This is a genomic window from Streptomyces sp. NRRL B-24085 (genome assembly GCF_001282115.1).
GTDB lineage: Bacteria > Actinomycetota > Actinomycetes > Streptomycetales > Streptomycetaceae > Streptomyces.
Genome location: NZ_LJBR01000169.1, coordinates 1 through 12310 on the forward strand (window position 1 = coordinate 1; position 12310 = coordinate 12310).

General features: G+C 66.8%; 10 protein-coding genes. 7 read left to right on the forward strand and 3 right to left on the reverse strand.

Annotation, left to right across the window (positions count from 1 at the left end; genetic code table 11):
• The 6 genes from AOJ26_RS19900 to AOJ26_RS19925 all read left to right on the forward strand — a co-directional run.
• Positions 1-944 (forward strand): hypothetical protein (locus AOJ26_RS19900; RefSeq protein ID WP_053849669.1); only part of this gene is annotated, 944 nt, incomplete at its 5' end.
• Positions 945-1470: 526 nt separating this feature from the next.
• On the forward strand, positions 1471-1797 hold the full coding sequence (locus tag AOJ26_RS19905) for a helix-turn-helix domain-containing protein (RefSeq protein ID WP_159044333.1): 327 nt from the start codon (positions 1471-1473) through the stop codon (positions 1795-1797).
• A complete protein-coding gene (locus AOJ26_RS19910; RefSeq protein WP_053849671.1) occupies positions 1784-2302 on the forward strand; it encodes an ImmA/IrrE family metallo-endopeptidase in 519 nt (172 codons plus the stop codon). The genes AOJ26_RS19905 and AOJ26_RS19910 overlap by 14 nt, the downstream gene beginning before the upstream one ends.
• A gap of 390 nt (positions 2303-2692) precedes the next feature.
• Positions 2693-2956: a hypothetical protein gene (locus AOJ26_RS19915; protein ID WP_143663637.1), complete on the forward strand. Its 264-nt coding sequence runs from the start codon at positions 2693-2695 to the stop codon at positions 2954-2956.
• Entirely contained in the window at positions 2953-3324 is a 372-nt protein-coding gene (locus tag AOJ26_RS43520; RefSeq protein ID WP_159044335.1) for a hypothetical protein, read from the forward strand. Before AOJ26_RS19915 ends, AOJ26_RS43520 begins: the two co-directional genes overlap by 4 nt.
• On the forward strand, positions 3321-4814 hold the full coding sequence (locus AOJ26_RS19925; RefSeq protein WP_053849674.1) for a ThiF family adenylyltransferase: 1494 nt from the start codon (positions 3321-3323) through the stop codon (positions 4812-4814). Before AOJ26_RS43520 ends, AOJ26_RS19925 begins: the two co-directional genes overlap by 4 nt.
• Before the next feature lie 89 nt (positions 4815-4903).
• Here the strand turns inward: AOJ26_RS19925 and AOJ26_RS19930 are convergent, their stop codons facing one another.
• Complete coding sequence (locus tag AOJ26_RS19930) at positions 4904-7816, reverse strand: NACHT domain-containing protein (RefSeq protein WP_053849675.1); 2913 nt, start codon at positions 7814-7816, stop codon at positions 4904-4906.
• Positions 7817-7939: 123 nt separating this feature from the next.
• Between AOJ26_RS19930 and AOJ26_RS19935 the strand changes: the two genes are divergently transcribed.
• Positions 7940-8149, forward strand: a complete 210-nt coding sequence (locus AOJ26_RS19935; RefSeq protein WP_053849676.1) for a hypothetical protein — start codon at positions 7940-7942, stop codon at positions 8147-8149.
• Positions 8150-8326: 177 nt separating this feature from the next.
• Here AOJ26_RS19935 and AOJ26_RS19940 read toward each other — a convergent pair whose 3' ends face one another.
• The gene (locus AOJ26_RS19940) at positions 8327-9313 is read right to left on the reverse strand and encodes a hypothetical protein (protein WP_159044337.1); all 987 of its coding nucleotides are present in this window, start codon (positions 9311-9313) and stop codon (positions 8327-8329) included.
• 5 nt (positions 9314-9318) lie between these two features.
• Positions 9319-11856 (reverse strand): DEAD/DEAH box helicase, encoded by a 2538-nt coding sequence (locus AOJ26_RS19945; protein ID WP_078959972.1) that lies wholly within the window; start codon positions 11854-11856, stop codon positions 9319-9321.
• Between the last annotated feature and the right edge of the window lie 454 nt (positions 11857-12310).

The window sequence follows — 12310 nt, forward strand, 5'->3', positions numbered from 1 at the left end:
CACCCGTCCCCGGCTACCGCGCCACCGACCCCGCCCCCCTCTGGACCCTCGCAGCGGCCTGGACCCTGGCACTGCCCGTCACCCGCCTGACCGTGCTGCGCGCCCACCTCCTGTCCACCCGCGCCCTGGACGACCTGCTCGCCCTGCGCGTCCGTACCGGTGTGCGCCTCCACCTGGTCTGCCACCAGCCCAAGCTTTCCGCCGCCCTCGAGCGGGCCCTGGCACGCACCGGCTACGACATGGCCGACGCGGACGCCGTCCTGAACCAGGACGACCAGGACCCACCGCACACGCCGCGGCCACGGCAAGCCGCCACGCACAGCGGAGAGTGGATCGACCTGCCCGCCCTGACCACCCTGACCTCCTACGAATCCAGCCCCGCCTGCGTGTGCACCCCACCCACCGCGGCCGAGCGTGGCTTGCGCCCACCACTGCTTCCCACCCGTATCGCCACCCAGGTCGCGCAGCGCCTGTCCTGCACCCCTCACCCCCACCTGGCCGCTCATCTCGCAGCAGCCGTCGTCACCGCCGCCTCCACGAGCCAGCTGGACACCGCCCGCGTCCTGGACCTCGCCCTCGACGGCACCACCCTGGCCCTCCACGACCGCCACAACGTCCGCCAAGGCTGCACCACCCACCCGGTGCCCCTCTGGGCCCAACCCCTCATGCGCGCCACGGCGTTCACCCACCTCCTCGCCACCGCAGAGCGCAGCAGCCCCCTGTTCGCCGACCCCCTTTATGCCCGTGGCCTGCCCTCCTTGAGGGACTTCGCCGAATGCCTCAGACTCCGCCCGCCACAGCCCCCGCTTCCATCGAGGAGGCCCCGCAGGGGGCAACAGTCGACGGCCACGATCTGGCCCGTCAGCGGAGCGCACCACACCCGGCGCTGGGCCGCCGAGGAGAACATGCAGGGTTGCCCCCAGCCCCCGGGCCATCGAACCTAACTTTTGAACATCATGCGGCCGGCCTGCCACTGCCCGGGCCCGCGTGCGTTCCACCCCGCCCGGCGATCTCTCCCTTGCTGCCGCTCCGCGCGGCACGGGAGGCACCTGGGGAGGGGGAACGTGGCGGAAGCTGCGGATGTACTACTGCAGTTCTGGCGTGAGCAGCGGGATCAGGCCCGTCAGTCGGAGAACCAGCGGGCCGCGATGACGAATATGTCAGCACGTCGGGCGCGCGGGCGCGTCCGACCACCCTCACCTCGCGCACACCCCCGACCACCACACCTACGGCGACCCCGCCGTCCGCCTCGCCGGGTACACGTCCGCGACGGACTCCCGGCAAGGCATGAGTGGTAGGCGCGGGCCGAACGCAACGAGCCCCGGTCGCGAGACGCGATCTTGAGGCTGGTTCTGGCCTGCGTGGCGCGGTGATGACGTCTCTACGCAGTTGTCGGGGAGGCGCTGTGGTGGTCTTGGTGAGGGTGGACTAAGTTGGAATGACAGTGTGGCTGTCATCGCGGGGAGTGGCGTGGACGATGTTGAGCGGGATTTCAATGCCGAGATTGGGCGCCGGGTGCGCGTGGCGAGAGTGCGGGCGAAGCTGACGCAGGAGTTGCTGGCCCGGAAGGCGGGCCTGACGCGCGGGTCGATCACGAACATCGAGTCCGGCGCGCAAGCTCCTCCGCCGTACCGGCTGGTGCTCCTTGCGTCAGCGCTCGAGGTCGAGCCGGCTGACCTCCTACCGGATCTGCAGGAGCCCGGCCAGGTGAACGGGCTTCCGGACCATCTTGCGAACGCGGTGGCGTCTGTGGCGTCAGAGGCGTTTGAACGGAGAGTGCGCGATGGCCAGGTCTGACGCGGCGGCCAAGGCGCTGCTGACGCAGTTCGGCATCGACGAGGCACCCATCGATCCCATGCTGATCGCGGAAAAGCTGGGTGTGCTTGTCGTCCCGCAGGAGATGCCAGATGACGTCTCCGGCATGCTGCTGCGCCGGGGAGACGAGCAAGTCATCGGTGTGAACCAGAAGCACCCCGTGAACCGGCGGCGTTTTACGGTGGCTCACGAACTCGGGCACCTGCGGCTGCATCGCGGCCGTCCGCTGATCCTGGACACCGATACCCGTGTCAACTTCCGTGACACGGTCTCGAGCATGGCCACGGATCGTGAGGAGATGGAAGCCAACCGTTTCGCGGCGGCTCTGCTGGCTCCTGAGCCCCTGATGCGTCGCGCAGCACGCGAGGCCGAGTTCCGTACGGCCCAGCAGTTGGTGCAGCTCATGGCCGGGCGCTTCGAGATGAGCGAGATGGCCATGAGCTACCGGCTGATCAATCTCGGCATCATTGCGGGTCCCGCGACGTAAAGCTCTACCTGTGTCGCTAGAAGGCCGCCCGTCACCCCGGGCGGCTTTCTTGTATAAACATACGACAGTGAAACTGTCACTCAAAAAAAGTTGTCGACAGGGTGCTGTGCGTGCTGTCCTGGGTGTGGCGGGGCCGATGTGGCCCTGAAGAAACGGGAGGTATGTCATGCCCGGCAAGGCGAGTAAGGCGAGTGGGGCCGGTGGGAAGCGTGGTCGGAGCGCGGTCACGGGCCGGTTCGTGAAGCAGTCGACGGTGCGTAGGCACCCGTCGGCGACGGTGAACGAGCGCGCGTCGCGCGGCTCGAAGAAGAGCAAGTAGGCGGGCTTCGAGCCCGCCTTTCGCATATCCCGGCCTGCTGCGGCGGGCCGGAGGAAGGAGAGGTGGTCGTCATGACGACGGCAGACATGCAGCACGAGGAGACCGGCGGCAAGACAGTGACCGTCACGGTGGACGGCGAGCCGGTGGAGGTGCCGAAGCACACGACGCCGAACGCGGTCCTGGGCCTGGCCGGTATCGACGCGGGCACGCACTACCTGGTCCGGATCAGCGGGCGTCATCAGCACTCGTTCGCCGGCCGTGGGGAGGAGGAGATGACGTTGCATGAGCGGGAGACGTTCGTGTCGGTCTCCACCGGCCCGACTCCGACCGCATGACTGCGGTGATGCCGGAGGCGGGGCCCGCGGGGATGCTCGCGGGCCTGCGCCGGGCCGGCTACACGGTGGAGCAGAGCGGCAACTTCGCCGTCTTCGCCTACCTCGTCGAGGTCGGCCCGCAGGCCGGGACGACGGTGCGCATCGGGCTGGAGCTGGTGCCGGACTGGCCGCTGTCGGCCCCGCACGGCCCGCACATCAGCCCTCGCCTGGGACACCCGCACGGCGCCGTGCACAACTCTCCGCTCGGGCAGGAGTGGGAGCACTGGAGCCGGCCGCCCGCCGACTGGGCGCAGGACCGCACGGTCCGCGGCTATCTGCGGCACCTGCGCACCCTCTTCGCGCAGATGGAGAACGGGCCTACGACGTGATCACCTGCTTCTCGGTCGCCATGACCAGCGAGGTCGCTCAACACCTGACGGATCACCTGCGCCGTGCGGACGGGCAGGAGGACTGCGCCTTCGTACTGTGGCGGCCGAGCACCGGCGCCAGCCGCACCACCGCGCTGCTCACCGAGGTGGTGCCGCCGCAGGACGGCGAGCGGATCGTGCACGGCACGGTGGACTTCACCAGCGCCTACTTCCTGCGCGCCGCCGCCCTCGCAGCCGAGCACAGCTGCGGGCTCGGCTTCATCCACGCCCACCCCAAAGGCAGGGGATGGCAGCGCCTGAACGCCATCGATCACGAGGCTGAGGCGTCCTTCGCCGCGCAGACCCAGGTGATCACCGGCCGTCCGCTGGTCGGTCTGACCTTCGCGGGCACGGATGCAGGATTCGGTGCCCGCATCTGGCAGCAGCAGGCTCCCCGCCGCTACGCACCCACTGAGGCGGAGAGCGTCCGTGTGGTCGGTGGCCGCCTGACGGTCACCTTCAACAGCCGCCTCGTGCCCGTACCGCCGGCCACGAACCGGCAGCTGCGCACCGTTTCCGCCTGGGGACAGACAGCCCAGGACGACCTGGCGCGCCTGCACGTGGGTGTCGTCGGATGCGGCTCGGTCGGCATGCTCGTCGTCGAAGCCCTGGCCCGCACCGGCATCCAGCGCCTGAGCCTGTTCGACTTCGACACCGTCGAGGAGCTCAACCTCGATCGGCTCCTTAACGCCACCCTCCGTGACGTACGCCTGCACCGTGCCAAGGCCCCTCTCGCCGCCCGTAGTGCCCGCCGTGCGGCGACCGCCGCCACCTTCCAGGCGGCGCCGTACGAGCTGAGCGTGGTCGAGCCGGACGGGTTCGCCGCCGCGGCCGACTGCGACGTGATCTTCTCCTGCGTCGACCGGCCCTGGCCCCGCGCCGTGCTCAACCTCCTCGCCTACGCCCACCTCATCCCCGTCGTCGACGGCGGCATAGCGGTCGACGCCCGCGGCGGACGCCTGCGCGGCGCCGAATGGCGCGCCCACATCGCCGCCCCCGGACGCGCCTGCCTGGAATGCCTGGGCCAGTACGACCCCGCCCACGTCCAAGCCGAACGCGACGGCTCCCTCGACGACCCCGCCTACATCACCGGCCTGCCCGCCGACCATCCGCTGCGCCGCAAGGAGAACGTCTTCGTCTTCTCCACCAGCGCCGCAGCTGCGCAACTGAACCAGTTCGTCACCATGACGACCGCGCCGGGCGGGATCGCCGACACCGGCGCTCACCTGTACCACCTGACCACCGCCACCCTCGACCACCGCGAGGACGGCTGCGAGATGCGCTGCCTCTACAACGGCATGCTGCGTGCGCTCGGCGACGACGCTCCCGTCACCGTCACCGGACGCCACCCAGCCGCTGAACAGGCTCGTACCACTCGCGCCCGTATGACGCGTCACTGGCCGCTCCGTGCCTGGCGCGCTGTCGACGACCTCCTGCACCAACTCCGCTGAAACACACGGCCAAAGTATCGGGAAGCGGCGGATCGCTGTTCCGGCCCCGCCGGGAGACCAACATCCCCAAACCTAGCCCCATGGATGACTCAGGTGCTGTTTGTCCGGGGCCGTGGGTAGCGATGAACGACACCAGGGGCAAATTCCTCCAGGCCGACGACACTATCCGCGTAACTCAATAAAATTTGCAGTTTTTTGATCCGATTCAGGGGTGTGATGTCGGTGATGTCAGGCAACGACAGGCGGCAGTTGATGGAAACCTGCTCCAGATTGGGAAAGGTGTCCGGCACCAACTCCAATTGTGCGTCAGCGTCATTGGGTGACAACGAGAGGTAAGTCACTCCGGGCAGGGGTGGAGCCTGCGCGAGGTCGTATTGTGAAATGTAAAGTCTGGTTAGGTTTGGCAGCGTGGAAATTTCTCGCCACTCTGCAGGGGTGGGTGCCGTGTTGATCACCAGTTCTTGAAGTTGTTCCCATCTGGAGATGCCTGTCAGGTGTGTATTAATCCACCCGGCTAGGCGCAATGAGACTAGTTTGGAGGATGCGGGCAATTCCCCGAGGTTCTCCCACGGCAGACGCGTATAGAGGGCGAGTTCGGTGAGTTCGGGCAGTGAGGAAAGGGCGGTGAACGAGAAATTTTCCGGGAGTTGAATAAGTCTCAAGTTGGGCAACGGTAGCCCCGCAAGGTCATCAATGTGGCTGAGCTGTGTACATTCAGACAGGGCAAGCTCTTTGAGAGCTGTAAACTTTCGGATAAATTTCAGATCCTGGAGCAGTTGACCGGAGTAGATCTGCAGTCTTTCGATGTTCCCGGGTGAGAGATGCTCGATGATCTCTTCTTCAGTAAATGTTCCTCTGAAGGAAATGTCGGTGATGGGTTTCAGGAGACGTAGAGCGTTTCTTTGATCATGCGTCTGCACGGTAATGGGGAGATGCTCCAGGAAGGGGAGCAGGATTTCGCGGGCGTACTGGTCGGCATCGAATTGCTCCCATCCCTCAAGCAGTTCGTAACTTACTGAGGAAGGAGGCAAATCCTGCACGAAGTGTTGGAGGAACGCGTAGGCCTGGTCGCCACCGATGGCAGCGGCGGTTCTCACGACTGGGTCTACTTCGTCGCTTTCCAAGCCGCAGGGGCCCGGCAGTAGATCCAGGATGCCCGGCCCGAGCGCGGCGAGTGTATCCGCTTCCTCCCGGGAACGGGGAGGCATCAGAGCGCGTGCATGCTGTTCGACCAGCCTGCGGACGTCGGGCTCGATTTCGGTGGCGTAGTACAGGCTGGCGGCCGCCAGGAGGTGAAGCCTGGGACGGTGCTCGTTGTCAGCGTCACCGCGTTCGATGAGGCGGCGGAGCAGGTCGGCGCTCTCAGCTGGTCGGGCGTGGGCGACGGCCATGCGTACGACGTCCTCCCACTGGTCGTCGTGGGCATTGTTGACTAGCAGGGGGAAGTCGTGAGCTTCGATGGCGGCTTTGGCCCCGAGGTAGTCCTGGAAGGTGCGGTGGACGAAGTCGATGGTGTCCGTAGTGGGCTGGCGCAAGAGTCCGCTGCGGCCGACCAGGTGGGCCAGCACCTGGTCGGCAGTGCCCTGCTCGGCCACGGCCTGCATGGCCGGTAACGCGTCGTCGACCAAGGCCATCGCGGTGGCCCGTTCCATCTCGGTCTGGCGGTTGCGGATGAGCCAGTAGGCCAGACGCTGCAGGAGCTGGACGCTCTGGTGTTCGGTGAGCTGAATGCCTTCCGGGACAACGATGCTGCGCTCAAGGTCTCGGCGTACGAGCAGCATCGACAAAGCTGCCTCGTACAACTCCATGCGACTGTGAGGCAGATGACCGCGGCGGTCCCGGTGCAGTGCGCAGATCAGCGCACACATCAGAGGCGTACTGGACAGTTGTGCCAGGTCACGCTGAGCACGCACGGTGATCTGGAGCGCTGCTTCGAGATCATGCAGTTGCGAGCGTTCGCTGTTGCTTGCCGCATTCTGTCGTGCTGCGGTGTGCCACCGGTGCACAAAGACTCGGGTGTCTGCGGCGCTCATAGGCCGCACGGACAGTTCGGTGAAGTGCGACGAAGCCAGCCACCCCTCCGGTACCGCCGACGGGCGTGTGGTGACTACAAAGCGTGCGTCCCTGTAGGCCGCCAAGAGGCGTGTGAGCCAGTCGTGCGTGGCGCCCCGGTGTTCTTGAGGCACTTCGTCGATGCCATCGACCAGGACAAGTGCCTCACCTCTGGCGAGTACCGTGTCGGCCCAGCCTGCAGGTTGTGAGGCGGCCAGGGGCGTTCCAACCGCAGAGAGGAAATCGTGTGGCTCGGGAAGGGGCCCACGCCTCACCAGCGTCCGCAGCGGTAGGACGAACGGAATCCGCCCACGCCAATCCGCCAGTTCCTCCGGCAGTTCATCGCGTGCTGTGGCGACAGCTAGCCACTGCAGCAATGTTGTCTTTCCGCTACCAGCGAGCCCTCGAAGCAACACTCGTCTGCAGTTGGCCAACGCGTTCTCAGCACGCTTCACCACGACGGACGGCCGGTCCGCTTCGTCACCGCCTGCAGACCGGCCCTCCGGTCGTTCTGCCAGTTCCAGGCTCAAGTACGCTGCGTCCAGCGGCCAACACGCACGTTCCGGACGGCTCAGATCCAGCCCCACGACAGTTAGCTGCGAATGCCGATCCGCCACGTAGCTGAGGTACCGCTCCTCGAACGAAGGTTGCAGCGGCGGCCGGACCGATCTGCGAAGCCCTTCTCCGGCAAAATCCGAACGAACCCGCTGTATGCGCGCGGCGGCTTCGCGCAGGGCCAGCAGCGGCTCCACATCGGCCCCCAGGGCCTTCGCCAGGGCCACCAGCGTGGCCTCGGTGGGCACCACTTGGCCGTTCAGGGCCTGGCTGAGCGTTGTCCGCCCCAGCCTGGTCCGCTGCTGCAACCCGCCCATCTGCAGACCCCGCTGCGCCCTGAGGGTGCGCAGCCGCAGCGCGAGTTCCTCCAACGGATCCTCGTGCACGTCCCCCATGTCCTGCTTCTCCGTCCCCCGGGCGACCGTCTTCGTTCATCTTTGTTCGCCCTGAACCCCGGTGAACACCAGAACCGCGAAATTCGCCGAAGTCGCCATCGTCAATCGCACGGAGAGAAGGCAATGAACACCTCCACCGACCACCTGATGCTCTTGGCCCTGCTCCTGGCGGTCGTCGCGCTCTTCTGCACCCTCGTAGGAGCGGCGGCCGGCCTGCTTGCTCGCATCGACGGAGCCACCTACACCACCGCCCTACTACGGGGTGCGGTGGCCTTCGCGGGCAGTGCCACCCTCTCCCTGGCACTGCTGACCTTCGTCCTTGCGGCACTGTGAACGACAGATGCGCTGCCGCACTTGTCGGGCATACGTGGCGTGCAGCGTGGTGATGCTGTCGGTCGGGCGCGCGGATCCCAGCGTGCGCCGCATCGTCCGTGACGAGAACCGCAAACAGTAGACCCAGCGCCGCAGTGTGAGGCGCTGCCCTGGGCGGGCCTCCGAGCGGCGAGCGGCTCAGAGGGTACGCAGCGTGGCCTCAATCGCCTCCACGATGCCGTTGTGGCCTGCTGGCTCTACTCGATGGGCTCTACCTACGGGAACCGGGGCCTGCTCCGCGATGCGGTCCAGTACCCGCACGAAGTTCTTGTCGGCGGTGAGAAACCCGTCGCAGTCCGGCAGGTAGGAGGCGTGTTGGACGTCAAGAGGGTTGCCGCCGGTGACCTTCATGTCCATTTGTACGGTGTCCGCTGCCCACCGCAGCCAGTTGCGTGGCAGGGAAGCGCGTTCCACCTCATACAGCCAGAACCGGTTGAACGCCTCCCGCGAGGCGCACATGGCGCCGAGGTCTACCCGGGCGCCGATCCAGTCAGCGTAGGTGGCCTCTTCATGCGTGAACAGAGATCGGCGGCCCCTCACGAAGGCGCTCCAGTACACCTCCTGGCAGTATGGCCGCCACGCTGCGATCCATTCGCCAGGTGCCCATCCCGTCTGTTGCTCTGCCGTCGTGTCCTCGCTCGGAGACAGCTTGATTCGGGAGAGATCGCTGAGATCGAAGCCAGCTTTGCGCCAACGCTCCCGCTGTTCTTTTTGGTTCTCCACGAGGAACCGCGCCGTGCGCGCAGTCCGCTGGGCTGGCTCCGTCTCGCGCAACCGGTCGTGGTGCTCCATTGCTTCCCGCCAGAACCTTTTGGTCCAGTACGTACGCCACGTCGCCTCGCGTCCGGTGTCGGGCATTGCCCGCATCCACTCCGGGTGCAGTCGGCGTACCTCGGAGATGACCTCGGCACCCTCCTGGTCGGCCTCACTGCGTAGCCGTTCGTCCGTCGCGGTCATGATGGCCTCGATGATGGCCGCCCGTATGTCCGAGCGGGGATGTTGCAGCACCTCGAGCAGGACGCTTGGCGCGGTCACCACTTGATGCCCAAGAGAACGGGCGAGCGTCTTGAACTGCTTGCCCGCCCGTTCATCCCCCAGGTAGGACCAAATGTTGTTGTCCAGCATGATCCTCACGCCGTCGTTCCCCCTCGGATACCAAGGTCTTCGAGAGCGGCGCGGCGTTCTGGGCTCAGCTTCCCGGCCCGGCGTCGGGTGTTGGAGATGAACGACCCCAGCCCCACAAGCTCCCCGTCGACATCCTCGCGGTGCTGACGGGGTACACGCAGGTGCCCTTCGCGATCCCTGAACTGTCGTGCTGCGGCCACGTTGCGTTCCCACAGCTCGTCCTGGCTGCGCCGGACCGGCCGTACGACCTCGTCCTCACCCGCGGGCTCACAACCAACACTCTCCAGCAGCCACTGCTGCGCCGGCACCAGCCGATCCCATCCGGCCCGCTGTCCCGCGATCCAGGCTCCGAGATCCTCACCCTGCACGATCACTTCACCCGGCCCGCCCGGCAGCTCACCGCCGGCCTTCACGTGGGCACGGGCAAGCCGATACGAACGCTGCCAGGCGACGTCCCACCCGTCTGGGGCCCATCCGGGGTCGATCTCCGCGAGGGCCTCCATACGCTCCTCTGAGAGCTCTCCGACGCTGGAGATGCCCGTTTCCCCCCTCGCGCGGCGTACGGCGTTCTCACGGGCCCGCCTGGCCGCGGCGCGCATGTTCTTAGCCCAGGTGCCGATGGGGAAGCTGTCTCCGCCCCATACGGCGGTTGTGGGCGGGAGGAAGTGGCCGTGGACGGCTGCGTAGTCGCGGGCGACGGCGAGGCCGGCCTCCCACGCGGAGGCGTGGACGGACCAGACCATGCCGAGCTGTTCCAGCTCGGCAACGCGTGACGCCTCAAGGGTGCCCTCGCGGTAGTAGCGGCGTTGATCGGCCACCCAGACGCCCAGCGGATGCCCGCCGATGCCCGCTCGCCAGTCCTCCGGCGTAATGTACGCGAACGGCACCCGCAGCTCGCCCTCCCCGCTCTCGCGCAGCCACCGCACTGCGGCCTCGATCCCACGCCGCCAATACGCCTTCTCGGGGTCGATGACCCGCAGCCGCACAAACTGCGCCAGGGCGGCCGGGTCGCGTTCCTCGGTGAAGCGCAGCACTCCCGCCGCCGCGGCCCCGGCCGCTGGAACGACGTCCTGCTCCCGGACCTCCTCGCCCCCGTCTGCGCCGGCCTCGTGGTCCCGGCCATCGACGATGTCCTCGCCGCTCCCAGAACCGACTTCGGATGGCCGACGGCTGTTGCGCAGCCGGGGATCCGCGAGCGCCTCGATCGTCTGCGCATCGTGCGCCCGCAGGGCCCCAAGGACCTTCGACAGGCTGTTGTAGGCATCCGAGGTGAGGAGTTCATCCGGATCTTCGTCCGGACCGAGGAACACAGGAACGATCAACGTGGCCAGTTTCCCATGATCTGGATTAAGCCGCAGCGCCCGCCCGACCATCTGTACGATGTCGACCATCGAACCCCGGGCGTCCGCGAAAAGAACCGCATCACACTCGGCCGTGTCAACGCCTTCTCCGAGCACTCGGACGGAGGAAAGTACCCGCAATTCAGCCCGCACATCACGACCCTCGAATTCGGGGCCGCCCAGGAACTCGGAGGCGAATTCTTCGAGCACTTTACGGCGGTGGCCGGGGGCGTGCTCGCCGTACAGCCAGTCCGCCCACACCTGCTCCACGGGCGGGTAGGTGTCGGGGTCGTCGGCGGCGAGCCGGCCCGCGGTCACCGGGACCGAGGCCGCCATCGCCTTCGCCTCACCCACCCGACTATGGAACGACAACACCCTGCGAAAACGCTCCTTGACGGCGGCATGTATCAGCCCTGTCTGCACCGCCGTCAACCGCGCCCCACGCACCGCATCAGATCCGGGGGCCTCCGACGTCAACGCCGCGTGCAGGTCGGGATCGCGGATGTCGAGGCACAGCACCTGATACGGCGCCACAATGCCCCGCCCGACCGCCTCCGACAACGTCAACCTGTAGGCGACCGACCCGAAGACGGGGGACCCGTCCTCCATCGACGCCACCATCCGCGGCCGCTCGCCCTCGGCCTCCCACACCCGCGGCGTCGCCGTCATGTAGAGCCGACGCTCCGCGGGAAGCTGCGCCTGGTCGTGCACGGCCGCCCACGGCTTCAACCCGTCCCCGCTGGTCCTGTGCGCCTCATCAATGATCATCAGGCTCCACACCCCCAACCCCGCAGCGTGCGCACGCTGAAGGACACCCATGCCGACCGAGGCGTAGGTGGCGAAGACCGTCACCGTCTCCAGCCCGCGCATCCACTCCACGAGCTCCCCAGGGTCCGTCGTACACGGCAGACCCTGACTCTCCTCAGCCCGCAACGAGCACACCCCAACCATGGCGCCCGACCGGCCCGCACGGCGCCACGCGCCGGCCATCTGCGTCAGCAGGTCCAGCGTCGGCACCAGAACGAGAACACGCCGGGCCGAAAGCCGCTGCGCCGACTCTGCGGCGATGAGGGTTTTGCCGGAGCCAGTGGCCGCGATTACCTGCGTCCTCAGCCCCTCGGGAGGCATACGGCCACCGGGCGGCGTGCCGAGAATGTGGACCACGTTTTCGACGGCCTCAACCTGATGTGGGCGCAATTCCATCTGAGTCACGGAGTCTCGCATTCTCGAACTTCTGGAGGGATTTAACTGCTATCCCAGAACTGATCCGGGATCCAAAATGATGACTTCTATCTGAGGAAGCCACCTAGCGGTATAGGTACCCTGTATTATCCCAGAGTCTAGCCGAGTTAGAGAATGACGCACTGCTTCTACTAGGAAGTAAGTAGAAGTGATCGGAGGCGACCGCCCGGCACCCCTGACGCAACGTCACCAAGCCGGGCCACCCCTCCCGTTGCTGCCGTTTTTCTGACGCGCCCGGAGGGTGCGTCAGGTCCCTTACTGGACTGCGGAGCAGGCCGGTAAGGGACGGGCCCGGCCGGAGGCCGGGCCCCCGGATCACGGAGTGATCCGGAAGGCGGAACGGAGTTCCGCCGCTATTCCGGCGAAGCCGGAATCCGCCGCGTAGCGGCGGCGCGTCGTGTCTGCGGAGCAGACC

What these genes read in the sequence shown, in the direction of transcription:
- AOJ26_RS19945 (WP_078959972.1), bottom strand. Translation starts at nt 11,856, where the DNA reads ATGGAATTGCGCCCACATCAGGTTGAGGCCGTCGAAAACGTGGTCCAC.
- AOJ26_RS19930 (WP_053849675.1), bottom strand. Translation starts at nt 7,816, where the DNA reads ATGGGGGACGTGCACGAGGATCCGTTGGAGGAACTCGCGCTGCGGCTG.
- AOJ26_RS43520 (WP_159044335.1), top strand. Translation starts at nt 2,953, where the DNA reads ATGACTGCGGTGATGCCGGAGGCGGGGCCCGCGGGGATGCTCGCGGGC.
- AOJ26_RS19915 (WP_143663637.1), top strand. Translation starts at nt 2,693, where the DNA reads ATGACGACGGCAGACATGCAGCACGAGGAGACCGGCGGCAAGACAGTG.
- AOJ26_RS19940 (WP_159044337.1), bottom strand. Translation starts at nt 9,313, where the DNA reads ATGCTGGACAACAACATTTGGTCCTACCTGGGGGATGAACGGGCGGGC.
- AOJ26_RS19935 (WP_053849676.1), top strand. Translation starts at nt 7,940, where the DNA reads ATGAACACCTCCACCGACCACCTGATGCTCTTGGCCCTGCTCCTGGCG.
- AOJ26_RS19910 (WP_053849671.1), top strand. Translation starts at nt 1,784, where the DNA reads ATGGCCAGGTCTGACGCGGCGGCCAAGGCGCTGCTGACGCAGTTCGGC.